General features: G+C 49.9%; 23 protein-coding genes. 20 read left to right on the plus strand and 3 right to left on the minus strand.

Features of this window, described 5'->3' with window-relative positions; genetic code table 11:
* The first annotated feature begins 46 nt into the window (after nt 1-46).
* The 5 genes from HY774_19560 (at nt 47) to HY774_19580 (ending at nt 3,716) form a co-directional block, all read left to right on the plus strand.
* Nucleotides 47-418, plus strand: coding sequence for a hypothetical protein (locus HY774_19560; protein ID MBI4750689.1), 372 nt, complete (start codon nt 47-49; stop codon nt 416-418).
* Between the two features lie 51 nt (nt 419-469).
* Entirely contained in the window at nt 470-1,063 is a 594-nt protein-coding gene (locus HY774_19565; protein MBI4750690.1) for a hypothetical protein, read from the plus strand.
* 116 nt (nt 1,064-1,179) lie between these two features.
* Nucleotides 1,180-1,482: a YciI family protein gene (locus tag HY774_19570; protein ID MBI4750691.1), complete on the plus strand. Its 303-nt coding sequence runs from the start codon at nt 1,180-1,182 to the stop codon at nt 1,480-1,482.
* A 74-nt stretch (nt 1,483-1,556) separates the two neighbouring features.
* On the plus strand, nt 1,557-2,420 hold the full coding sequence (locus tag HY774_19575; GenBank protein MBI4750692.1) for an AraC family transcriptional regulator: 864 nt from the start codon (nt 1,557-1,559) through the stop codon (nt 2,418-2,420).
* 66 nt (nt 2,421-2,486) lie between these two features.
* Complete coding sequence (locus HY774_19580) at nt 2,487-3,716, plus strand: hypothetical protein (protein ID MBI4750693.1); 1,230 nt, start codon at nt 2,487-2,489, stop codon at nt 3,714-3,716.
* A gap of 91 nt (nt 3,717-3,807) precedes the next feature.
* Here HY774_19580 and HY774_19585 read toward each other — a convergent pair whose 3' ends face one another.
* Together HY774_19585 and HY774_19590 are read right to left on the minus strand one after the other, a co-directional pair.
* Entirely contained in the window at nt 3,808-6,774 is a 2,967-nt protein-coding gene (locus tag HY774_19585) for a protein kinase (GenBank protein MBI4750694.1), read from the minus strand.
* An 86-nt stretch (nt 6,775-6,860) separates the two neighbouring features.
* Nucleotides 6,861-7,439 carry a sigma-70 family RNA polymerase sigma factor gene (locus HY774_19590; GenBank protein ID MBI4750695.1) on the minus strand — a complete coding sequence of 193 codons (579 nt, stop codon included), beginning with the start codon at nt 7,437-7,439 and terminating at the stop codon, nt 6,861-6,863.
* Between the two features lie 585 nt (nt 7,440-8,024).
* On the opposite strand from HY774_19590, the gene HY774_19595 reads away from it, so the two are divergent.
* Complete coding sequence (locus HY774_19595) at nt 8,025-12,272, plus strand: SBBP repeat-containing protein (protein ID MBI4750696.1); 4,248 nt, start codon at nt 8,025-8,027, stop codon at nt 12,270-12,272.
* A 1,005-nt stretch (nt 12,273-13,277) separates the two neighbouring features.
* Entirely contained in the window at nt 13,278-13,922 is a 645-nt protein-coding gene (locus tag HY774_19600) for a hypothetical protein (GenBank protein ID MBI4750697.1), read from the plus strand.
* A gap of 120 nt (nt 13,923-14,042) precedes the next feature.
* Here the strand turns inward: HY774_19600 and HY774_19605 are convergent, their stop codons facing one another.
* Nucleotides 14,043-14,954, minus strand: coding sequence for a Uma2 family endonuclease (locus tag HY774_19605; GenBank protein ID MBI4750698.1), 912 nt, complete (start codon nt 14,952-14,954; stop codon nt 14,043-14,045).
* Between the two features lie 257 nt (nt 14,955-15,211).
* Between HY774_19605 and HY774_19610 the strand changes: the two genes are divergently transcribed.
* The 13 genes from HY774_19610 (at nt 15,212) to HY774_19670 (ending at nt 25,454) form a co-directional block, all read left to right on the plus strand.
* Nucleotides 15,212-16,189 carry a D-2-hydroxyacid dehydrogenase family protein gene (locus HY774_19610; GenBank protein ID MBI4750699.1) on the plus strand — a complete coding sequence of 326 codons (978 nt, stop codon included), beginning with the start codon at nt 15,212-15,214 and terminating at the stop codon, nt 16,187-16,189.
* A 224-nt stretch (nt 16,190-16,413) separates the two neighbouring features.
* Nucleotides 16,414-16,836, plus strand: a complete 423-nt coding sequence (locus HY774_19615) for a hypothetical protein (GenBank protein MBI4750700.1) — start codon at nt 16,414-16,416, stop codon at nt 16,834-16,836.
* A 212-nt stretch (nt 16,837-17,048) separates the two neighbouring features.
* Nucleotides 17,049-18,053 carry a hypothetical protein gene (locus HY774_19620; protein ID MBI4750701.1) on the plus strand — a complete coding sequence of 335 codons (1,005 nt, stop codon included), beginning with the start codon at nt 17,049-17,051 and terminating at the stop codon, nt 18,051-18,053.
* Between the two features lie 279 nt (nt 18,054-18,332).
* Nucleotides 18,333-18,725, plus strand: coding sequence for a nuclear transport factor 2 family protein (locus tag HY774_19625; protein ID MBI4750702.1), 393 nt, complete (start codon nt 18,333-18,335; stop codon nt 18,723-18,725).
* Between the two features lie 40 nt (nt 18,726-18,765).
* Nucleotides 18,766-19,419, plus strand: coding sequence for a YdeI/OmpD-associated family protein (locus HY774_19630; GenBank protein MBI4750703.1), 654 nt, complete (start codon nt 18,766-18,768; stop codon nt 19,417-19,419).
* Between the two features lie 132 nt (nt 19,420-19,551).
* Entirely contained in the window at nt 19,552-20,355 is an 804-nt protein-coding gene (locus HY774_19635) for a hypothetical protein (GenBank protein ID MBI4750704.1), read from the plus strand.
* A 644-nt stretch (nt 20,356-20,999) separates the two neighbouring features.
* Complete coding sequence (locus tag HY774_19640) at nt 21,000-21,746, plus strand: hypothetical protein (GenBank protein ID MBI4750705.1); 747 nt, start codon at nt 21,000-21,002, stop codon at nt 21,744-21,746.
* A 3-nt stretch (nt 21,747-21,749) separates the two neighbouring features.
* Nucleotides 21,750-22,112 carry a hypothetical protein gene (locus HY774_19645; protein MBI4750706.1) on the plus strand — a complete coding sequence of 121 codons (363 nt, stop codon included), beginning with the start codon at nt 21,750-21,752 and terminating at the stop codon, nt 22,110-22,112.
* Nucleotides 22,113-22,212: 100 nt separating this feature from the next.
* Complete coding sequence (locus tag HY774_19650) at nt 22,213-23,052, plus strand: HEAT repeat domain-containing protein (protein ID MBI4750707.1); 840 nt, start codon at nt 22,213-22,215, stop codon at nt 23,050-23,052.
* Complete coding sequence (locus tag HY774_19655; GenBank protein MBI4750708.1) at nt 23,049-23,540, plus strand: DUF2199 domain-containing protein; 492 nt, start codon at nt 23,049-23,051, stop codon at nt 23,538-23,540. The genes HY774_19650 and HY774_19655 overlap by 4 nt, the downstream gene beginning before the upstream one ends.
* A 35-nt stretch (nt 23,541-23,575) precedes the next feature.
* The gene (locus HY774_19660) at nt 23,576-24,052 is read left to right on the plus strand and encodes a hypothetical protein (protein ID MBI4750709.1); all 477 of its coding nucleotides are present in this window, start codon (nt 23,576-23,578) and stop codon (nt 24,050-24,052) included.
* 6 nt (nt 24,053-24,058) lie between these two features.
* Nucleotides 24,059-24,514: a hypothetical protein gene (locus HY774_19665; protein MBI4750710.1), complete on the plus strand. Its 456-nt coding sequence runs from the start codon at nt 24,059-24,061 to the stop codon at nt 24,512-24,514.
* A 157-nt stretch (nt 24,515-24,671) separates the two neighbouring features.
* Entirely contained in the window at nt 24,672-25,454 is a 783-nt protein-coding gene (locus tag HY774_19670) for an alpha/beta hydrolase (GenBank protein ID MBI4750711.1), read from the plus strand.
* The last annotated feature ends 29 nt before the right edge of the window (nt 25,455-25,483 follow it).

Raw genomic sequence — 25,483 nt, forward strand, 5'->3', positions numbered from 1 at the left:
TGAAACCCAATCATCATCAGCAATGCTCAATGAACTCCCGTCCCATTTGAAAATTTCTATCCAACAACTCGCCTATGACGCGAACGCCCGGTGTCAGTATGAATTACTGTCTGGCGGACTTGTCTGGTCAGACGAATTCACCCTGACACTCTTGAACGAACTCTCTCGCCTGGGTGAAGGTCCGATTGCTTCTTTGTTCAGATATCTTTGGGCCTATCGCACATCGTTGATCGAAGGGCAAGAACGCCAGGAATTTCGGCACATCTGGACTGAAATGCAGGCTATATTTCCTGACTGGCCAGGATTTCGACCTGAACGTTCATCCCCTGACTTGAAAGAACGACTCATCAAAGAACAAAAGCAAATGGAAAAACGAATTCGGCGGATAGAGCGACGGTGTTGGGGTGAACAGAGGTAAACTTCTCATCCTCTTCCATGTCTTCATCTTTTTTCAGCAAGGGTGTTTTGGATGTCCTACGATATTGAATTTTTCCGCTTTGACCCTGATAAAGAAACCATCCAAGATGTTATAGAGCGACGCAACGAGGCCATCTTACAGTTACGAGACATTGACTCATTGCCCCGCCCCAGTGCGAAAGAAGACAAGCTCCGCCAGGCCCTGGTACAGGATTTGTTACAGCTTCACCCCTCTTTGCAAATGGAGCCAAATCCGAGAGGGTTCAGGTACGGGTGTGTGATAGAAAGCACTGATTTCGACTCCTCAATTCCTGACATTGAAATTGGGGTGGGGCAAGGTCTTTTGACTTTTTCCTACTCGGCGCCAGCCTCGATCTTTCAGACGGTGTCTCAGATCATTGCTGTTTTTGAAAAGCACCGTTATTTTGCCTGGGATCCGCAAACTGATTCACGGGTCTTACCAGATGGAGTTTTAGCCCAGAGTCGGGACATGTTTGAACAAACGCGTGGCCGGGTAATTGACTTCCTTCACGACCTGGAGGAAGAAATCTTGACCATGCCGTCAGAAAGTGAAGAATTCCCCAAAGAAAAAAAGAAAGACCAGACTAAATCCAAGAAAAAGAAGCACAAATCGAAAAAGAAGTAACCGTTCTCTCAAGTATTTGCTCACATCGGTCAAAAACGAAATCAGGGGAAAAGATGAACTTCCAGATCCATTGAACCCTGAACCCTGAACCCTGAACCCTGAACCCAAGAGGTTTTATGCACTTTCTTCTCTTCTATGATACGGCCCCTGACTACCTGGAACGGAGAGCCGCATTCCGTTCCGAACATCTGGCCCTTGCCTGGGCTGCCCACGAACGTGGCGAATTGATCCTTGGTGGTGCCCTGAATGATCCAGTTGATGGCGCGGTTCTGCTGTTTCAAGGAGATTCGCCCGAGGTCGCGGCTCACTTTGCCGAAGCTGATCCCTATGTGATCAACGGACTCATTGCAAGCTGGCGGGTTCGCCCATGGACTACCGTGGTTGGCGACATGGCTGCCACACCAGTACATCCAGACTGAAAAATCCTCGGGCTGAGGATTTTCAGCCCGACTTCTTCAGCCCTGAGCCCGAGGATTTTTCAGCCCGATGCTTTATGAATCCAAACACCTCACGCGAACACATCACGGTCTGGCACCCAAGCGACCTTCCACAGGTTGAAGTTCGGCGGGGGTTTTCGGTTGCGCGTACAATCCCCCGTCACTGGCACGAGGAGTATCAGTTGTGTTTGATCCAGTCAGGCACCGGGGAACTTCATTATCGAGGAGCGACACTTCTGACGCCTCCAGCCAGTTTATTCATCGTTCACCCCGGCGAAGTCCACGCCAATCGGGCACTTGCGACAATGGGGTGCAGCTACCGGACGCTGTTTCTGACCGCTGACCAGATGCATCAGATAGCGCAAGAGATTCAAGGAGCCGCCGCGTCACTTCCCTTTTTTCCTTCCTCGGTTGTGTTTGACGCTGAACTATTGAAGCGCTTTGAACACCTGCACCAGGCGTTAGAACAATCAACCTCCAGCCTGGAACGCCAGACCCGGTTACTCGATTTGCTCACTCGGCTCATCTCTCATTTTTCGGAAAATCGTTCGGAATTACATCCATCTGGATCAGAACGGAAAGTGTTGAAACAGGCGTGTGAGTACCTGATTGAACATTTTACAGAAAACGTTTCATTACAAACACTGGCCAGCATTGCCAATCTGAGTCCGTTCCATTTTCATCGCGTCTTTTCCGAGCACTTCGGAATGCCGCCGCATGGGTTTCAAACTCAGCTTCGGGTGATGCAGGCTCAGACCCTGTTGCGGCAAGGATGGCCAATCCCACAGGTTGCCAGCCAGATCGGGTTTGCCGACCAGAGCCATCTCAACCGCCATTTCAAACGAGTGACTGGCCTCACGCCAGGACAATACCGCCAAAACCGCAAGAACGTTCAAGACAGCCTCACGCATATCCTCTAAGTTTTGAATTCCAATTCAGCAATTTCAAACTCAAAAGGCCGGCAACCTGCTGTGAGAGGTGTCTTTATGATGCAACATACTCAAAAATTCCTGTTGATTGAACTTCTGCTGTGCCTGTTTGCCATTGGAAGCAGTGTCCTGGTGCTGTCGTTTCCAATTGCCAAACCTGGGCGAGATGTGGCGCCAAAACCTTCGACACCGGCTCAAATTGCTGTTGAGGTTGATTCGCCAAACTGGCAACTCACCGACCCCAAAGCACGTGTCGAAGAGCATCTTGGCCGTAAAAGCCTGTTTATCCAATCGGGGTTTGCTTTGTTAAAAGGCGTTGACTTTGAAAACGGCACACTTGAATTTGACTTCGCCGCGCCGAAAGTTCCGGCCTTTATCGGAGCGGCATTCCGGGCTGAAAATAAGGACGATCACGAAATCGTTTACTTTCGTCCGCATAAGAGCAAGCTGCCGGATGCCGTCCAGTATACGCCGTCATTCAATGGTGGCGCTCCGTGGCAAATCTATAGCGGCAAAGGCTTTACGAATGCAGTCGAAATCCCGAGGGGCGAATGGGTCCACGCCCGGATCGAGATTGCAGGACTCGGAGGCAACGTCTTTTTGAACAATTCCCCCGAGCCCATCCTGGTAATCGAAGACCTGAAACGTGGCTACAGCCACGGCACGATTGGTCTGTGGGCGATTGCCGGCGGTGGGCATTTCTCAAATTTTTCATATCGGGTTGACCCGGTCACCGACCGCCTGGAGAAAAAACCACCGATGTATGATGCTGGGATCCTGACCGAATGGGAACTCTCTGAAGCCCTTGAAGCCAGTGCCAAAAACCCGGAACAACTTTTATCTCCAGCCGAAATGAAGGCCCTGAAATGGCAGGCAGTCGGCGTTGAAATCCCTGGCATGGTTGTCATTGACCGCTATCGCCGCAGTCCAGGTATTGTGCCGTCGTTTGGGACAGTCGCCGAACGCACCGGAAAGCGTGAAACCCGCCGGTTTGTTTTTGCCCGAACCACGATATATTCCGACCGCGACCAGGTGAAGCGCCTGTCCGTTGGCTACACCGACGAAGCAACGGTCTTTCTCAATGGTTCGCCAGTCTTTACTGGTCGGAGCGCCTATCGCTATCGGGATCCAGGTTTTTTGGGAATTATGGATGTCGAAGACGACACACTGTATCTCAATCTGAAAAAAGGCCGCAACGAACTGGTCCTGACTGTGGCGGAGTACTTCGGCGGCTGGGGTTTTATTTGCCGGTTGGATGATATGCAGGGCGTCAGGTTGGGGAATTAAAACGGGGTCAGGGGTCAGGGTTTTCGAAAAGGGCACGGCTTAAAGCGGCTGCACCCTTACCTGCTTTTCGTCTTTTGTGTCTCTTTGTTTTTCAATGTCCCCCCTGATTCTTAGGAATGCTTTGCCGCAGGGTTTCGAGTTCTTTGCGAAAAGCCGTTGGTTTATCCCCCGGAATCAGGCGTAATGCTTCCTCAATCGTAGATAAGGCGGCTTTGTGATTCCCTGACAGCACATAGGCGCGGGCTAAAAGCGTGAGACAGTCAACGGCTTTCCGATTGGTCTTCTCAAACGCCCGCAGAGCAAATTCCAATCCACGAACTGGATCGCGTAGCGACTCCGGCTCACCCGTCACCAGCGTGACGGCATATTCATAAATTTCGTTGATCAGAGCATCTGGGCGGTCTGCAAGGGTGACCTGCATTTCCAGAGCGCGTTGAGTTAACACCCTGGCTTCTTCTGATTGCCCCTGGCGACTGAGTGTACTTGCGAGGGTTCGAAACACAACCGGTAACTCAGCCCTGAACTGTGAATGATTCGGATCCTGTTGAGACAACCGCTCATATACATCTTTTGCCCGACGCAGTATTTTTGTAGCTTTTTCCAGATTGTTTTGTTTGATTTCCAATGTTCCTAGAATAAGCAGTAACTCACTTATGGTACGTTGATGGAGCACATAACCAGGATTGTTTTGGGCAAGGGATTCAGCTATTTGCAAAATCTGCGTATACTCGGTGATGGCTCGTTGAGTATCACCAATCAGCACAAAGGTTCTGGCAAATCCAAAGAGGGTTGTTATTCTCGCGGCCTGGGCTCTCATATTTGTGGGATCTTTCGCAGCCAGAGTGGTTCTGATTTCTTTTGCGTGCTGGTGATATGGAATGGATTGATACGGATCACCAGTGTTCATTAAGAGATTCCCAATCCGAACGTTGGCCAGAGCCAACCCGTTGAGCCAGCTTGTGTTATTTGGATTAAGCTTCGTCACGCGCTCAAGGTGGCGTTTGGATTCTTTGAGTACGTCCAATCCTTGAGGTGCATTTCCAAGTGCATAGATTTGATCGCCGTAGCTACCAAGGCTTTGTGCCAGATCGAATTCAATGTTTGGATTATTTGGGTCTTCCCGATGTAGCGCATGGGCCAGTTCGACACTTTTTCCATAGGCTTCCAGGGCTGCGTCTTGTTTGCCATTATAAACAAGAGTAAACCCATACTGACAATACAAATATGGCAACTTGAGCCGGGCTCGCAGCGAAGTCCGGCCTGCGACCAATAATTCACACAGACCAATTGCCCTTCGATAATACTCAAGTCCATTGGCTGCCTGCCCGGTATACACCATCATGTCCCCGATGCGAGCCAGGTTCTCAGCCAAATCAGATTGAAATTGAGGAGTCTGACTTTGAGGCTGGGTGCCAAGGGCTTCACGAATGACCAGAGCCTGTTGATAACGGATCAACGCTTCAGCAGGGCGACCAAGGTTATTGGTAATTGGATGCCCCTGAATATCCCCAATGCGTTGATAGGCAGTGGCCAGTTCGAGTTGTAATTCAGGATCTGACCCGGCTTCGGTTTGGAGGCGATCCAGGTAGATAAGTGCTTTTTTTACAATCTGTTCACGGGCCGGAGTCGAGCCCGGTAAATCTCGGATTGAGTCGTGGAATTCAAACAAAAATGAGCTGGCCAGTTCGCGCACTTCCTGAAAGCGACGGACTGCCCGCTCTTTTTCAAGTTTTGCCACATATGCCTGATAGAGCGTGGCGCTGATGCCTCCGGTGAGCGTAAGGACAATCAACCCGGCTGCAACGACAAGACCCCGTTGACGTTTGATGAATTTCCGGGTGCGATACCAGGTTGAATCAGGTTGAGCCAGGACAGGCAATCCATCCAGATGTCGGCGAATGTCAGCGGCAAACTGTTCAACCGACGAATACCGTTGGGCGGGATTTTTTTGTAAAGCTTTCAGCAAAATTGTGTCCAGATCGCCTTCCAGTCGCTGTCGCAGGCGTTTTGGACTTGATTCGCTTCGCTGAGAAACGATTTCCTGCGCATTCATCGAACCGGTGGTCGAATCCTGGCGCTCGTGGGTGTTCAACCGATTGATCACCGTGCTTGGTCGGTGCGGGTCAGTGTCACAAATTGCCTGCTCAATCTCGATTCGGTTTGACTGGATGTGCAGGTAGGGGTGAATCCCGGTCAATAACTCAAACAATACAATTCCGAGCGAATACACATCCGTCGCCGTAGTGACCGATTCCCCTCGGATTTGCTCCGGGCTGGCATAGCGCGGGGTCATCATCCGCAACCCGGTTTGGGTGTGTTCCAGCGAGACATCCCAGGCATTTGGATCAAGCAATTTCGCAATGCCAAAATCCAGGAGTTTTGGCTCACCTTCAGCCGTCACCAGAATATTGGCGGGTTTCAAGTCTCGGTGAACAATGAGTTTCTGATGGGCAGATTGAACGGCGGCACAGACTTTGAGAAATACCTGCAACCGTTCAGAAATACTCAACTTATGGTGGTTACAAAAGGTATCAATCGAGGTACCTTCAATATACTCCATTACAAGAAACGGCAATCCAGCGCTCGTTGTCCCGCCATCGAGGACACGGGCAATGTTTGGGTGTTCGAGACCAGCCAGGATATGGCGTTCCTTGCGAAATTGTTGGAAGACAATCGTGTTCCAGTACGTGGGCTTGACGATTTTAATGGCGACCAGCTTGTGGAATTGTTCATCAACCCGTTTCGCCAGATAAACCGCCCCCATTCCACCGCTCCCCAGTTCCCGAGCAATCTGGTATGGCCCAATTCGTTGTTCTGGAGTAAGAATTTCTTCATTTTTCATCAAACCAGAAAAAGCATTCACTCCAGGAGGGGTATCAATAAAGCTCCCCGCTTTCTCAAACGATTCGATCAGTGACTGAACTGCCTGACGCAACAACTGATTTTCCCCACACCGGGCGTTGAGCAGGGCTTCTCTGGTTGATGGAGGGCAATCCACCACCTCATTGAACAGCTCTTTCATTTGTTCCCACTGGGTTGCGGAGTAATTGCTGGACATAAACCTTTCGGGTTCAGGGTTCAGGGTTCAGAGGTTTAAAGGATATAAAGGACATAAATTCGAAAACCCGGAACCTGGAACCCGGGTTATGGTTCAGATTTTGTCAGTTCACGAAACAGCCAGGCTCTGGCAAATTGCAGTTCACGTTTGACGGTGCTCAACGAAATGTTCAAGGTTTGGACAATCTCGTCGAGGCTCAAGCCAACAAAGTAAAAGAGTTCAACCACTTTTGCCTGACGTTCGTCAATAACAGCCAGCCGGGTTAAAGCTTCGTCAAGTAATAAGATTTCTTCCAGATTCTCATCAGAGACGACCAATCGTTCAGCGTCAGCCAGCGTGATTCGCCCGTGTCTGGGAAAGCGTTTCTCCGCGCATTTTCGCCGGGCATAATCCACCAGAACCTGACGCATCACTCTGGCCATAGTCCCCATAAAATGGGCACGATTGTGCCATTCCAGTTTGTGCTGATTGAGAAGCTTGATCAATACCTCATTGACCAATGCCGTTGGTTGCAAAGTATGACCTGCTCGTTCCTGAGAAAGCTGGTATTGGGCTATTCCCTTCAATTGTTCATAAACCAGCGGAAGCAACTGTTCAAGCGCTTCCGGGTTTCCCTGTTCCCACTCTTTGAGTAAGTGAGTAATGGTGTGGGTGTCATCAGTCATAAATCGAAAAGTGATTGACCTGAAAAGATTTGGAAGCCGGAACTTTGATTTTCTCCAAAGCTCAGGGGAAGTCAATTTAATACGTGCGAAACCCCAACAAAAATGGCATTAGGTTGAACCAGCCGCTGAATCACTAAATCCTTGAACGACGCAAATGAAAAATATCGAAAAACACACTTTAGTGTGAGCTGTTTTTTCCTGAATTACGCCATTTCAGTTAGAGAGCAAAAAAATCTGTCACCAACATCTCTCTGGAGAAGCAAGCTCTCATCTAAATACCGCCTCTCCATTTGAGAAATTGTCAAACACGTTGGTGAAATCCCAACAACCTGCTCAATTCAAAGTTTTGTCGAGTTCTCAAGGAGTGTGATTATGATGAACCTGTTCAATCCGCCAACCCTGATTTCAAAAGGAGTCTGGCTTGCCTGTGCACTGGGTTTTATTTTTTTGTTAAAACCTGAAATGCTACGACAACCAACCTTGCCTCCAATCCACCAAACAAGTTCCAAGTCTCATAAACCACAGCCAAAGCCAGCTCCTACTTTCAATCAACTCACTTCACTCCCACTTACATTTGAGAAAAATATGGGGCAGGCAGATTCCAGAGCCAAATTTCTGACTCGGAGCGCCAGCGGGACTGTTTTTTTTACACCTAAAGAAGCAACGGTACTGGTACGCCCAACAGACCACCTGGCTTCACAAGCCAACACACCGGCGAGCGTTACTCAAAAACAACCAGCACACATTGTCCAGATACAGTTCAAAAATGCTCAGTCATCTACAAGATTGTTTGGCATCAATCAATTATCAGCCCGAAGTAACTATTTTATTGGAAATAATCGGGCTCAATGGAAACCAGATGTACCTCATTTTGAAAGTATTTGTTACCAGGAAATTTACCCTGGAATTGATCTGGTTTTTTATGGGAATCAACGTCATCTGGAGTTTGACTTCCAACTCTCGCCTGGGAGCAATCCTCAGAACATCAAACTGATGTTCAATGGGGCTCAGAATCTCGCACTCAATTCAAATGGAGATTTGGTCATTACGACTCAGTCTGGCCAACTCCTCCAACAGAAACCTATCGTCTATCAAGCCATCAACTCGCAAAGAACGGTTGTGGATGGGAACTATATCATTCTTCCCTCAGGGGAAGTTGGGTTTCAACTTGGCAATTATGCGCCTGAATACCCGCTTATCATTGATCCGATTTTATCCTACGCAACTTATTTGGGTGGCACAGGATATGACCAGTGCAATGATATAGCGGTTGATTCCAGCGGCAATATTGTCCTTACTGGATATACCACATCACTTCAATTTCCATTTGGAAACCCAACTCAATCCACTCATTTTCCAACTGATGAAGTTTTTGTAACAAAACTGAACCCAACGGGAACAACGCTCATCTATTCAGTTTATTTGGGAGGAACAAACACCAACAGTTCGGTTACCGTAGACCAGGGTGAAGCAGTTGCAATTGACTCAACTGGAAATATTTACCTCACTGGAGAGACAAACTCGACGGACTTTCCAGTCACGCCTGGGGCGATCCAACCCAACTTAAACGGGTGCTGTAATTCAGATATTTTCATTACTAAGCTCAATGCCGCCGGGAATCAGCTTCTGTATTCAACGTATCTGGGCGGGGATTTTGGAAATGAACAAGGGACAGATATTGCGGTTGATTCAGCCGGAGCGATCTATACAGTAGGGTTTACCAATTCACTCAACTTCCCGATAACACCTGGAGCGTTCCAGACAACGGGTGGAGTTGCTCAGAATGGCGGCATCATTGACGGATTCGCTGTCAAGCTCAACCCAACCACGTCCTCCCTGATTTATGGAACTTATCTTGGTGGTGCCAACGCTGACAAAATCGAAAAAATGGTTTTAACCTCAACGGGTGAAATTCTCCTGGTCGGAGATACCAACTCACCCAATTTCCCAACCAAACCGGGCGCCTACCAGCCAATCCCAAATGGTAGTTGCTGTAATTACGATGCTTTTGTAGCCAAACTCAACTCGAATGGAACGGATCTGGTCTTTTCCACTTACCTCGGCGGAGCAACCGGAAACGATTTTGGAACGGGGATTGGAGTTGACCCTACCGGGAACATTTTGGTTGGCGGGTATACTGGATCAACGGATTTTCCAGTCACAAGCGGAGTGATCCAGCCAACTGGTGGGGTGAATCCAATCTCAGGAATTTATGATGGTTTTGTCACCAGGTTAAACAGTTCCGGGTCAGCACTTGCTTTCTCAACTTATCTCGGAGGAAATGGCACTGACCAGATTTTAGATCTGACGGTTGACTCAATTGGAAATGCGCATATGGCTGGATTAACAGCCTCATCAAACTTTCCGCTGGTTGATCCACTCCAACCAGAATTTGGCGGAGGTGCTTATGATGGATTTGTAGCTGAAATCGGATCAACCGGCACAACACTGGTCCATTCAACCTATCTGGGTGGCTCTGGAAACGAAATCCCCTGGAGCGTGTGTGTAGATACATCACAAACTACCCTTGTTGGAGGAACAACGACTTCGGTCAATTTCCCGACTCACACTCCTTATCAGGCATCGAATCAAGGTGGCAATGATGCATTTCTGGTCAAAATTTCCCCTTGCCCAACATTGGACTTTCAACCATCTATTCTCCCAACGGGCATCATTGGCCTGGGATACAACCAGAGTCTGTCAGTGACAGGTGGCCAATCGCCTTATACCTTTACTGTTTTGAACGGCACGCTTCCAGCAGGACTGGCATTGAGTACGATTGGGGTTATTTCTGGAACTCCCTCAGCTATCGGCACTTCACAATTTACCGTGCAAGTCCAGGAGGGGAATCAATGCCGGGGAAGTCAGACCTACACATTGACAATTTCCTGTCCATCAATTTCATTGAGTCCAACCACACTTCCCGGAGGAGCAAGTGGATCAACCTATAACCAGAGTCTAAGCGCTTCTGGAGGGCAACAACCCTATACTTTTACCATTTCAGCCGGATCGCTTCCGGCTGGGTTGACCTTAAACCCAACCGGACTGATTTCAGGTATTCCGCTGGTTGCAGGAACTGCCCAGGTTTCTATTCAAGTTCAAGACGCAATGGGGTGCGTCGGAAGCCAAACCTATCCCATGGCAGTTACCTGCCCAGCAGCGACGATTCTCCCAGCAACATTACCAACTGGAACAGTTGGAACGACTTATACCGAAACGTTGACGGTGAGCGGCGCACAACTTCCCTTTACCTTTGACTTAGTCAATGGAGTTCTCCCAACAGGTGTAACACTTTCTCCAACTGGCCAGATCAGCGGGCTCCCAACCCAGGGAGGGAATTTTAGCTTCACGGTTCGGGCAACCTCCGAAAGCTGTTGTACCTATCTCCAACCCTTTACCCTGGAGGTCGAGGTTGTTCCAACCATTGATCCAACACCAGACATTGGATTTAACCCTGGTCTCAATGGAGAAGTGGTGGCTTTAGGCATCCAACCTGATGGGAAATGGGTGATCGGCGGATCCTTTACCCAGGTAAATGGGCAGCCCCGAGCCCATATTGTCCGGCTCAATCCAGATGGTTCAGTTGATACTTCCTTTGCTGACCCCGGCTTAAACGGTACGGTTCGCAAACTCATTCTTCTTCCAGATGGAAAAATTCTGATTGGAGGGGATTTCAACCAGGCAGGTGGATTTACCAGAGTGCAGCTTGCTCGACTCAATGCCAATGGCACGGCTGACCCAACATTTCAAGCACCAGTGCTGGCCAATGGAAACGGCGGATTTATCACATTTGCCCGTCAAGTTGATGGCAAAATCGTGGTTGGCGGCGGCTTTTCCCAGGCTGAAGGTCAACCTCACGCCGGTTTAGTTCGATTAACGAGCAATGGCGGGGTTGATACAACGTTTAACCCGCAAGTTTTAAGCCCAGGGTTTATTCCTCTGGTATGGACTATTGCGCTCCAATCAGATGGAAAAATTGTGATTGGCGGAGATTTCTCGCTGGTCAATTATGAGGGCCGTCAAAATATTGCCCGGTTGAACTCTAATGGAACTCTGGACACGACTTTTACCGCTTATTCAACCGCCAGGGTATATGTCATTGCCATTCAACCTGATAAGAAAATTCTTGTTGGTGGTGTGATGGCTGTTCTGAGTGGACACCCAGTCATCAATTTGGGCCGGGTTCACCTAAATGGTTCGCCTGATACTGGATTCCAACCTGCCGCCAATGCCAGTGTTCATACCATGGTGGTTCAGACGGACGGAAAGATCCTGGTTGGCGGATTCTTTAACATCGCAAACGGCGATTACCGCAATTACATCATGCGGCTCAACAGCGATGGAGCGGCAGACAATACTTTTATTGATCCGGGACTGCGCGGACATGTGTGGGGACTTGGACTTGAGCCAAACGGTAGAATTGTTGCCGGCGGAGGCTTTACTCAGGTTGGCTCTTTCAACCAGAAATATCTTGTTCGGTTTGCAAGCCCTTCAACTCCAGCCCAAGAACTCCTCATCGCCCCCAATGGCACTTCAGTTACCTGGAACCGAAGTGGAAATGGCCCTGATGTTTGGCGGACATACTTTGAAGTATCAACCAATGGCGGAACAACCTATTCACTCCTTGGATCAGGCACTCGGATTGGGACTTCAACCAACTGGCAAATAACCGGGTTAAATTTACCGATTGGAACATCTTTTCTGATTCGGGCCCGAGGCTTCACGATTAGCGGTGAAACCAATGGATCAAGTGGATTGATTCAACAAATTCAGGAATCTACTTTTGGAAGGACTGATTTGCCCAGAAGGGAAAATAGATCTGACGCCTGGTGATACCATTCAGGGTTCAGGGTTTTCAGAACAGGGTGCGGTTGCGGTGAACCGCGCCCTGACATTCCTTAGTCCTTCGTATCCCATTTGTCCTTTTTGTCTTTTTCACGCCCTGAGCCGGACACCGCAATACCGGCAATAGACGCCTTCCCGGTCAGTATCCCCAATTGGAAAAACACCATCACATTCAGGGCATCGGTCAATTTTTTCTTTTTTCTTTTGCTGAAAATGGCTTATTGCTCCAAACAGGACCATTATTCCAACAATGGGGATCCACTGACTCTGCCAGTACGCTCCTACCACGAATGCCGCACAAGAGATTATCCCACCGAGGATATAAAGTTGAGGCTTCATCAGCTCAAGCTCTACACCTGTGTTTCTATATTGTGTGATGGTTTGGCTTGTACGCTTCTCCCCGGTCAAGGAGCCACATCGACGACAGTACCCGGATTCAGGATCGAACTGATCTCCTTGATGGCAAACTTCGCACCGGGCAGCCAGTCCTTCATTTTTGATTTGAAATTGAGGTGGAGTTGAGTGAGACATGGGAACCATATGGTCATTTTCGTTCAGTCATTTCTGAGCTGAGTACCACAAAACCGGCAAAATTTTCCTTTTCGACTGCTGCCCAACGGAAACTTTCGACGGCACTGCGGACAAGAATCCGGGTTTAACCCCTGTATCCCAAATATCAAAAGCAACACCAAAGCCAGCCAGCCGGTAGCAAACAACACAAAGCCAAAATAAAAAAAGAACACAAAATACAGAGTCAGTCCGGATAAGATTATGATTTGATTGATTTTTCCGTGTGATACTATTCGCCGGTCAATCTTTGCAAACTGCTGCAGAATTTCTGGCGTGGTTCGCTTCCCTTTTACCGGACCACACGTGCGGCAAACTCCTGTTTGTGAATCACAGGTATCTGGCTGATGGCAAACTGGACATAAAACGGTTGGCGGAACAAGGGTCATGTGGGAAAGTCCCTCAAAGAAAACAACTGGAGGAGCAATGAATTTTTCAGACTACACCGAAGATCGAATATGCCAGGAGTTTGGATTTCCCAGTTTTGCCTCAGACCCTTTTCTCGTTAATAGTTTGCTTTCACTGAGACTCCTGCTTCAACCCTCTTTTGATTCTGAAGTCTGCATTTCACTGGTGATTTGCGGACCGACCGCGACACTTCAAATCGCAGCGTTTGCGGAACCCTACCAGTATCAGCCGTCTCCAGCCTGGCATCCGGCCTTTGACCTCGAATCGTGTGAAATCTCGCTCGAATCAACCCAAACCCTGATCGTCTCGACTGAAGAAGCCCTGCGCAACCTTCCTAAACGTGGGCTTGACGTGTGTGATGGGATGGGCTTTTCCCTGGTGATTCTCAAAAAAGGCTGGCCCTCATTTTTTAAAGGAAATGCTGGTGCAACTCACCTGCAACCGATTATTGCCCCCTTGATTTTGCTGGCACAAAACCACGTTCAAAAACCGCTTTGCACACATGCTGTTCGTCAAGCTGGTTGTTACGTTGGATTCAATGTTGAATCCAGACGCACTTACGAGCCTTTCCCTTCCAATAAGCTGCTCCTTCTGGGTTCTCCAGCAGAAAGCGAAGAGGTCATCCAGGCGCTGCGAAAAGTTCCTCACCACATTGAGGATTGAATCAGACTCGTTTTGTTATTGCATTCTGAAAGTGCATTTTCAATTTATAAGAAGGCTAAATGACTGAAACAATTGTTTTTCCCTGAACCCTGAACCCTGAACCCTGAACCCTAAAGAGTATTATTCCTCGTCTGGGTCAATCCCCAGAGCCTTGAGCCGGGCAGCCAATCGAGCAGCCTTTTCAAGTGCTTTTTCTTTTTCCAGTCGTTGGGCTTCGGCTTCCTGTTGAGCCAGTTCAGCTTTGGTCCGTTCAGCATCGGCTTCCTGTTGAGCCAGTTCAGCGTTGGCCCGTTCAGCATCGGCTTCCTGTTGAGCCAGTTCAGCTTTGGCCCGTTCAGCATCGGCTTTTTGTTGAGCCAGTTCAGCTTTGACTCGTTCGGCTTCAGTTTCTTGCCGGGCGCGTTCTGCGGCTTGTTGTTGCAGTTCAAGGGGTGTGGGAATCCAGTTTCCCTGCACGTCATAAAAACGCAGCCACAGGCGATCTTCTCCGTGATATGTCCCCTGCCACAAGCCCAAACCCAGCTCTAACCCTGGCATCCAAAATCGGCCTTGATGGTCGGTGACTTCGCTAAATCGCCCGCCACGCAATTCAAAAACCCGCGCTTCGTTGGTATAGCGACTGAATGTAACGTAATACGGCACGCGCAAATATTGTTCATACACTTCCCATTTGGTCGGATCCGCTCCAGATTTTACATCCCGGAGTCTTTGCCCAAGATCCTCTTTTTCGGTACCTGGCGACAATAGCTCAACGATCAGAAATGGGTTCACCCCTTCCTGCCAGGTCACATAACTCAATCTCATTTCCTGCTTTTCTTGAACCGGCAACCCAACAGCCGCAAACCAGTCGGGACGTTTGTTCCGGCGTGGATGATGCACGTCATAATAGAGATTGATATCGCTACCGATGAAAATTTCAGCTTCAGGAAAGTTCGCGGGACGAAACGTTTCCTCTAACAAACGCGGCTGCCACAGGTGGAATTCATCCGGCATACCTGATTGTCCAACCTCCTCGTCTGGTAAGTCATACATCGTTGGAAGGGTTTCTTTGGGTGGCAATGGCGGGTCGGTGGCTAACGGGCGACTTGACACGGCAGTGATCTCCTTTCACATTCGCCTGACAGTTTCAGGGAAAGATAACCCAAAATTACACGCTGCCCAACCAAATTTTCAGGTGGAATCCTGGTTTGGGACCATAAAAAATTCACAAAAGCTTGAACTCTGCGCCTGGAAAGAGTATCTGAAACTGTCACGCCACACCATTTTTCGCAGCTTATTCCAGAACTGGTATGCACATTGTCATTTTAGACGACTATCAAGATGCGGTTCGCAGTTTACAGTGCTTCACAAAATTAAAAAATCACCAGGTCACGATTTATCAGGACACGACGCAGGATCTTCATATTCTGGTTGAACGGCTTAAAGATGCCGAAGCCGTCGTACTCATCCGTGAACGAACACAAATCACCCAATCGCTCTTACAACAACTTCCCAATCTAAAACTTATCAGCCAGACCGGTAAAATCAGCAATCATCTGGATTTGCAGGCATGTACAGCGCATGGAATTGCAGTTGCCGAGGGGATGGGATCTCCGGTGGCACCGGCTGAACTCTGCTGGGCACTCATTATGGCCTCCAGCCGCCGATTGCCGGACTATTGCAATGCGCTGCATCACGGACGCTGGCAACAAACCGAAACACCAGGGCTGGGACGGGTTCTCAAAAGCCTGACACTTGGCATCTGGAGCTATGGGAAAGTTGGGCGGGTGGTCGCCACTTATGGCCGGGCGTTTGGAATGGAAGTCATGATTTGGGGACGCGAATCATCCCTGGCCGCAGCCCAATCAGATGGCTTTCGGGTAGCCGGCAGCCAAAACGAACTCTTTTCCAAAAGCGATGTGCTTTCAATTCATTTGCGGCTCAACGCCGCCACACGCGGCTGTATCAAGTACACCGATCTGGCTCGAATGAAACCGGATGCGCTCTTTGTTAACACCAGTCGCGCTGAATTGATTGAACCTGGTGCACTTGAACGGGCACTCAACGAAGGCCGCCCAGGCAGCGCAGCCCTTGATGTGTATGAAAGCGAGCCGATTCTTGACGCCAATCATCCGCTGCTGAAGATGAAGAATGTTCTCTGTTCGCCGCATCTGGGCTATGTTGAAAAAAGCAGCTATGAACTGTATTTCAAAGCGGCGTTTGAAAATATCCTGGCGTTTGCCGCCGGGAAACCACAAAACATTGCCAATGCGCAGGTGTTTAAGTAGGGCCTGGGGCAATCGGAGGGATGAGGGATGAAGGATGAGGGATGAAATAAAACCAATTCTTCAACCCAAAGTACAAGTCCTCATAAATAGGGGATGGAATTTTGGTTCTTTGATCGAATGAAATTGGTTTTCGCCCAGCAGGGCGGTAAGAGTGTCAGATCTTCTGTTCATCCCTTTTGTATGGGGCTTCATTGGTTCCTAAGCACCAACCACGCTTTCGCTGTATGAAAATCAAGCACGAAACCGCTCCGCAACGCTGTGAAATATGCCATCAGTCGGATTGCTTCACTCCGGAAACCGGGGTGTGTCGCCGATGTCAGCCGGTCAGCCAGACGATTCAGGCTGACCGGTTACCGGCGTTGATGCCAGAGACGGAAGCCAACCTGGAATGGCAATTTCTGACTCTTGTCGAGGCTCGCCTGGAGGAGCGCAAGCAGGAACAACTCCAGGTTCAAAAGTGGCGAAAGAGGCTTTCCTGGGTAGGGACTGTTTTCCAGGGAATTCTCTTCTTGCTGATTGTGATGTGGTCCATTGCTTATTTGCTTGCCTTTGATCAAGGATTGAACCCGTTGCTTGGATTTTTGCTGATTGTGATGTTGCTTAGCCCGCTTTTTTTCAACTCTCTCTTCAAAAAAACCAGGCTCTGATCAAAAGTAAAGATGCGTGTTTTCACACCAATGAACCTCCTTGAATTTGAACGTCACCTCAAAATAGCACTGAAAGGCGGAACTCTGAACGAAAGCCTGTCAGATGGGCTGTGAATTGTTGATTGAATGAGCACTCACACCAGTGGCAAGATGCACCCGCATCCTCACAGTTTTTCAAGTTCCACTTCAATTCAGTTCTCAGGAGACCGCCAATGAATATCCGCCTGCCCCGGCCAAAGCACTGGCTTTGGGTTACCACTGTTGTCGTTCTGCTGGCCAGCCCATGTTCCCTTCTCGCACAGGAAAAAGTCCCAGCCCAAAGCTGGAATGACCCACAACTCAAGCCGTCTGACCCACTGACGCCGATGAACAACGCCTTTCGGGTCGCCTATGCGAATCTCCGAAGTCGCATCCTGGCCGAAACCAGCCCGGTTATTGTCCATGCCGGAGACAAATTGATCCTGTTCAGAAACGGGGTTCAAACCGATGTAGCCACCTTTACGCCGCGCTATCACGAACTCAAATCCGTGGCACACGTCCCACTGGCACTCTATGTCATGCTCGTTCACGATGCCGGTTCAAAGGTGACTCCGGACCAACTCAGCCAGTTGCGCGACTACCGGGCACTGGTTGTGGCAGGACGTGAGTCAATCGCCGGGCGCAACTTCGCTTCTGAACAACAAACCCGGCAGTACCGATTGCTGGATCAGGCACTGGCGTTGATTGATGCGACACTGAAAGATGGAATGGTCAGCCGTGATGCCCTGCGCAAATACACCAAAAGTCAGGCTCAGGATGTGCTCGCCAACGCCTATGACGCGGCTACCGACCAGCTTGAAACCATGGACACTCAGGTCAAAGCCTGGCTGGCTCAAATGACACCCGAAGAACGCAAACGCCTGAAAATTGCGGTTGGCTCGGCCCACATGCCCCGGCTTGGGAATCTGGCCATGCAGTATTTTTCGGCAAACTTTAACGAACCCTATGAAGGCAAATTTGAAATCGAAGAAGAAGACAACAGCGATTTCCGAGTGATTTATGCCGAATCCCTCTTCGACGAAAAAGAAATTCTCAAGGTGCTCGGAACCCACATCCTCGATGAAGGCGTCGGGGTGTTTTTCTTCAACGATACCCAGCGCATGCACCGCGACTTGATGGCTGACGCCGGAGAAAAAATCATTCGCAAGAAATTTGGCCGGAAACCAGGGAAGAAGTGAAAAGACCAGGGCTGAAAAAACCAGGGCTTGGGGCTTGGGGCTGAAGACTCGCAAGCTCGGGGCGGAAGAAAACGGGTTCCAAACCCTGAGCCCAACTTCTTCAGCCCAACTTCTTCAGCCCAACTTCTTCAGCCCAACTTCTTCAGCCCGACGTCTTCAGCCCCGAGCCTGCGAGTCTTCAGCCCAACTTCTTCAGCCCGACGTCTTCAGCCCCCGAGCCTGCGAGTCTTCAGCCCCGAGCTTGCGAGTCTTCAGCCCATTTTCTTCAGCCCAGGTTTTATGGAACATCCACACGTTGAACTCATTCGCCGCTTTTATACCGCCCGTGCTGAAAATGACCGCGATACCATTCGCGAAATACTGGCCACTGATGTTGCCTGGCACGATCCGTATCCGCCGCCGCACGGAGGCGACCTGATTGGAATCGAAGCCGTTTTCCGCGAAATCATTGATAAGGCCGGAGAACTCACCGGTGGCACCATCCGGCTCTGGTTGCACGACGTGCTGGCCAATGACCAGCACGCAGTGGCACTCGTCAACTGGTCAGCGACCTATCGTGGAAAAACAATGGAAGGCCGCGAAGTCGCTGTCTATCACGTTCACAATGGCCAAATCACCGAAGCGTGGTTCTACCCGGAAGATAAAGCGGCATCGGACGCCTTTTTTCAATAGCAAGCTCTCTTACATCACTCACTCTTTTGGAGGACCGGTCATGTCAAAACCAAAAATTGAGCTGCAACAGATTTATATTCGGGACCGCCAGGAATGGCGCGACTGGCTGACCCAAAATGGCAGCACCTCGCCGGGAATCTGGCTGGTGTACTACAAAGTCACCACCGGCAAGCCGAGCGTCAAATACACTGATGCCGTCAAAGAGGCGTTATGCTTCGGTTGGATTGATAGCAAGGCAAAGTCCATTGATGCCGAGCGCTATATGCAGATGTTCACACCGCGTAAATCCAAAAGCGTCTGGTCCAAACTCAACAAAAGCTATATCGAAGAATTGATTGAACTTGGCTTGATGGCTGAGGCCGGATTGCAAAAAATCCAGATGGCAAAAGCAGATGGTTCCTGGACAACGCTGGATGCAATTGAGGAACTGGTCGTCCCGATTGACCTCCAAACCGCACTGGAGACCAGTGACGCCGCCAGCAGCTATTTTGAACAGGCCAGCAATTCCACGAAAAAAAGTCTGCTCTTCTGGGTTGAAAGCGCCAAACGCCAGGAAACCCGCGCCAAACGCATTGCCCAACTGGTTGAATCAGCCGCTGAAAATAAAAACCCGGTTGATCGAAATGCCCCACTGGTTTCAACCGCGAGGCTGGTGACGCAAAAAGGCACGTCCAATGGAACAACTCAAAGCTGATGCAAAAAAAATCCATCCCCAGGCCGTCAAGAAAGCCATTACGCGCTGTATCTCGACTACAAGCATAGTATGAAAAGAACTATTGCCATTCTTTTTCATGAAACTGACCACACACGAGATCTGAGCAGCTATATGATCACGGGAATGGCCGACATATGGCGCGAAGATGGTCATGACGTGATTTTTCTGTTTGGCGTCACCAGGTATGTTCCCGCCGATTTGATCCTGGTCCATGTTGATTTATCGGTTGTCCCCGACAAATACCTTGATTTTGCGCACCGCTACCCGATTGTGGTCAACGGCAAGGTCAAAGACATTCGCAAATCAACCATCAGCCAGAACCTGGTCAAACCCGGTGATGCGTACGACGGCAAAGTGATTGTCAAAACTGATCTGAATTATGCCGGTGTTCCTGAACGAATCCGCAACTCCACCTGGCTTTCGGAAAACTACCCGCGTCTGGCCAGACTGACATCATTTGTGCGACCTGCCAGACCAAACCAGCTTGCCGGTGTGGAATCACCCAGTGACTACCGCATTTACGACACGGTGCGTGACGTGCCGCCAGAGATTTTTCAGAACAAACAGTTTGTAGTTGAGAAATTTCTTCCCGAGTTTGAAAATGGCCAGTATTACATCCGGCTGTTTCAATTTCTGGGTGATCGGATGACCTGCCTCCGCCTCTGCGCCGAAACGCCGATTGTCAATGCCAACAGTCGCAGTGAGCGCGAGATTGTCGAACCACATCCTGACATGATTGCCCTGCGGCATCGCCTCAAGTTTGACTATGGCAAATTTGACTATGTGATTCACAACGGTCAGCCGGTGCTCCTCGACGCCAACAAAACCGTTGGCGGCGCCAAGAAGGCAACCGGTTCGATCCAGCAATCGAACCGAAAGTATCGAGCTGCCGGGATTTATGCTTATTTTCGGTAGCGAGAGCCGGGTTCAGGGTTCAGGGTTCAGGGTTCAGGGTTCAGGGTTCAGGGTTCAGGGTTCAGGGTTCAGGGTTCAGGGTTCAGGGTTCAGGGTTCAGGGTTCAGGGTTCAGGGTTCAGGGTTCAGGGTTCAGGGTTCAGGGTGCAGGGCCCAACCCAACAAGAACGTCATTCAATACCAACGGAAAGGGCACGGGCTTTCTTATCCTGGCGCTTAGAGGGTATGCAATTTCATTAAAATCAGTGGTTTAGATCAGGTTTTCTTTATTTCCCGGAGATGATGGATGACACTTTTTCCGCGCCTGGCCGGGACTCAATAGTGAAGCTTTAACTTTTTAAGCGCGGAACAAGTTCGAGCTACACCCATAAACTATTCATAGTAAGAGAATTATTGGAATTTTGGCAAATTATATACCCTCTTATGGGGTTCAGGGTTCAGGGTTCAGGGTTTTCGAACCTCTGGCTGGCCCAGTTTCCGTGGGCTTCGCACCACGGCTATTACACAACAACCCTTTGGGCCTGAAATCCTTTTCCCGGTATATTCGAAATCCCGGAACGGAACCCGGCTTGATTTTTCAAACCCTGAATCCCGAACCCTGAACCCTGAACCCTGTTTTTCAAGCCCTGAACCCTCATTGGTATTATGAATCTCGACTATATCCCTCTTCTTCAGGTTCAACGCGATTTGTACCGCCTGCCGCGTGGGTGGGAGCGATTCCAGGAATATCTGGCTACAATGGTTGACCCGGAAACACGAGATATCAAATTACCGCTTTCTGGAATGAACCCAATGGGGAAAGATCATATCCCGGTGCTCCTTGACCAGTATCTGGCCCTCGAAGCCGATCAGATTGCCGCCCAAACCACAACTGAAGCGATGTCACATCTGGCTGAGGTGCCTGGTGATTTTAAAGTCGCGCTTGTGATTTCAGATGATGCTCACGGAGGCTGGACGAACCGGTATTCAACCGAGTTTTCCCATCGGTTTGAACCCCAGGCGTATCTCAAACGCGGCTGGCTGGTTGGGATTTTGTGGACGAGTGAATCACCGTCAGTTGCAAATCTTCGCGAAGCCGTGCTGACCACAATTTATCGGTCTGCCTACATTCAACAGCATGGATTTGCCCACACGCTGGGCGAAATGCTAAAGCAAGAAGGATATGCAATGACCAGAGCTGGATGCACCGGGCCGGTACTTGATTCGGAAGAACTTGCCTACACGAAAATGGTCATCGAACCCCATCTTTCCACGACCAGTTATCCGCTTCTGATTGCCTGCCTTTTCGGAGACGAAGGCGCCAACTCCCTTGGGTATCAACCACCTGGCCTGAGTCATCGAGCGGGGCTTGCGCTCGCGCTGAAAATGACAGAAACCGAAACCACAGGGTGAAAGATGAAAAATCATTTGGAAATAGGTGGCAAAGGATGGAGTTTTTGGATTGGAGGAACGATCCTGAGTCTCATTTTTTTGAGTGCCGGACACATTTATTGGAAACAATGGCAGTACAACCGTGGCTTTGCTCAAATCCATCCCGGCATGTCACGCCAACAAGTTCTTGAAAAGCTCGACACACCAACACAAATCACAGATTGCACAACAACTTATAGTGGATTTAAGCGTGGTCAATCTGACCCGGCACCTGTTGGGTGTACCCAGGAATACTGGTACGATTCACCCATTTTCCCCGAAGGGTGGTCATACACGTTTGACGCTCAGGGAAAATTGATTGATTCATATCATTGGGTTTCCCCCTGAGTCCTGACCTGTAACCTGATGACAAAAGACTAATCGAAAACCCCGAACCCCGAACCCCGAACCCCGAACCCCGAACCCCGAACCCTGAACCCCAAACCCAATGACCAACTCCCAACCAACTGACACGCGAACCACCGAAGAACTCATCCAGCTTGCGCTTGCTGCCACGGATGAGGAAAACCGCTCTGAAATAATCCGGACGCTCCATCGCCGTGGAGGGCAATCAGAATTTGACGCTGCCGTTCAGCTTTGCCAGAGTGATGACGCTCTGCACCGCGAGCTCGGCGCTGATATTCTGGGTCAACTGAAATCCGATCAACAGGACTTCCAGACAGAAGCCGTTGACGTGTTGCTGACGCTACTCAATGACTCAAATGAAGATGTTTTATATTCCACAATTATCGCCCTTGGTCACCGCCAGGACGAACGTTCAGTTTCGGCGCTGTGTGCATTGGCTGACCATCCCAGTCCAGAGATTCGGTCGGCGGTTGCGATTGCACTGGGCGGTCTGGTAGATGAACTGGCGTTGGAAACATTGATCCGACTCACTGCGGACACAGATCTTGATACCCGAAACTGGGCAACATTTGGCCTTGGTTCGCTGACACCATATGACACGCCGGAGCTTCGCGAAGCCTTTCTTCTGCGGGCAACCGACGAAAACCACGAAGTTCGCGGTGAGGCGCTGGTTGGGCTGGCGCGCAGAGGCGATCACCGGGCGCTGGCCCTCATTCAACGGGAACTGGATCAAGAAGACATCGGGATTCTGGTTCTTGAAGCCTGTGAATATCTGGGTGACCCGGCATTGCTTCCGCGACTTCAAGAACTTGAAGCAAAATGGACGGCAAGCTGGGGAAATACACCAAATCAACTGTTTGAAAGTCAGCTTCGTGAGGCCATTGCGGCTTGTTCCGGAAGCGACGACGAGGAGGGTGGGTGACCTATCAGTGTGCTTACTGTGGTGAAATTCACGATGATCTCCCTGATATTGGGAGTGACCGCCCTGACCTTTGCTGGTCAATTCCTGAAACTGAATGGAATCAACGGGTTGACCTTACTGCTGAAACCTGTGTAATTGATAAAATACACTTCTTGATTCGAGGAGTGATTGAACTTCCAATCCACGACACGCCTGAAACTTTTGGGTTTGGAGTCTGGATTTCCCTCACAAAAGAAGACTTCGACACCTATCTGGAAAATCCCGACACTGATGAGATTGGTCCGTTTTCAGGTCGGTTGGGAACAAACATCCGTTTTTATGCTGAGGATACAACCTCGATCCAAACTCTGGTTCATTTCCTGGGTCACAATGCTCGTCCAATCATTCTGCTGGATCCAATGACAAATCATCCGCTGGGGATTGACCAGCGCAATGGCATCTCATTATCGAAAGCCTGGGAAATTGTTCATTTTTATGGGCTTGGGTGAAGAGCAATTCTCATTGTCCAAATTCAACAAGGCTTATGAATTTAAGAAAGCGATTTACTCAGGTGTATGTTGCGGCGTTGCTCCACATGTCGGCGTGGCTGGCCAGACGCGAATGGCTCAACCGGATAACCCACTCGTTTATGCGGTTTCTAGCCGGAGTGGTCATCCGACAAAAGCAAATCAAGCCCCAAACGACGCTTTCTGAGTTGGGTCAGGCGTGGCAACAGGCGTTTCCGTCGGTCAAACACCATCCGATTACCAAAATTGACGACACGACCGTCTACGGAGAAATTCACACCAACTGCCCGCTCCGAGGAACAGGCGATGTCCACGCCTGTCATCGCATGATGGAATTTGATCGCACGATTGCCCGTCAGGCTGGTGGAGAATTTGTCGTACTCCGGTCACAATCCGAACCCGGCGTCACGGTGTGTCAGGTCGCCATGCGATTGCGTGGCAGTGACACCAGTGATTTGCAGCCGGCTCACCAGCCATCACACGCTCGCTCCTGAAAAACCATGATTACTGTTGGATCAGTCTCACGCGAACAAGCCGCCAGTGTATTTGAGTTTCTCGCTCCGGAATTCCGGAAACGACGGGCGGCAGTCCGCGCATTTACCCACACGGCGCCGGAATTTGTCTTTTGGATTTCACCCGAAGGAACGCTCCTTGATGCCCGAAATAGCCATAAAGCCAACCCTCCCAAAGGGTTTGAATGGATTTTGAAGGATGAACCGGACTACGGCGGCTTTTTGCGCGGTCGGGTCGCTCGCAGGTTTGAACATCAATTGATCGTTGTGTATTGCCGCCCGGAACTACTGGCCAACCAGCCAGAGCCAGTTCAACAATTGCTCAGCGGGCTTGATCAAATGCCGATTCCAATTGATGAACAGGCACTGGTTGTCAGTGACAATGGCGATTTATATGGCACGGTGGCGGATTTGCGGTATCGAATTGAAATCTCTGACGACTGATGGTTTTCCACGGACTTCACTCGCTGACGCTTGTTCCGCCCGAGGCTTTAAGCGATGTCACCCGCTTCGCGGATTCAAAACCAGTCTGTCTTTTGAGTTTTGAGATAAATTCTAAATTTGCTAACAACTTAAATTTCCCTGAGCCTTGAACATCTCAATGACTCCCCAACCCGGTTTTCTCTACATTGGCCAGACCCGGCTTGAATATCGCTGGTTTGGGCTGCCACCAAATGAACGTCCAACTCTGGTTTTTCTTCACGAAGGGCTGGGCTGTGTGTCATTATGGAGAGACTTTCCCGAACAACTTTTTTTGCAAACAGGATGCGGCGCGCTGGTGTATTCGCGGGCGGGCTACGGAAAATCTGATCCGGCTGTGTTGCCTCGACCAGTTCGGTTTATGTACGACGAAGCCGAAATTCTGGGTCTGATTCTGGAGCAAACCGGAATTGAAAAACCGATTCTGGTGGGTCACAGCGATGGCGCTTCGATTGCCCTGATTTATGCCGGTGGGCCCAAAGGTTCGTCAGTATGCGGGTTGATCCTGGAAGCTCCGCATGTGTTCACCGAGCCGCCAGGGCTGGCCAGCATTGCGCAGATTCGCGAAGTGTATCGCACAACTGATCTGCGCCAGCGTCTGGCACGTCACCACGGTGACAACACCGACATTGCCTTTTGGGGCTGGAATGACATCTGGCTCCATCCAGAGTTTCAAGCCTGGAATATCGAATCAGTGTTGCCGGCAATTACCGCTCCGATGCTGATCATTCAAGGCGAAGCTGATGAATATGGCACATGGCGTCAGGTTGCGGCCATTCAAGACCAGAGCGGAGTAGCCGTTGAAACCCTGGCAATTCCGGGGTGCGGACACTCACCCCATCGCGAATTTCCAGACATTGTGTTGAATGCCATGGCTGGATTTATCAACTGCTTCGCGACTTGAAAGCTCACAGGAGTCAAATTCGTGAATCA

The organism is Acidobacteriota bacterium, assembly GCA_016208495.1.
GTDB lineage: Bacteria > Acidobacteriota > Blastocatellia > Chloracidobacteriales > Chloracidobacteriaceae > JACQXX01.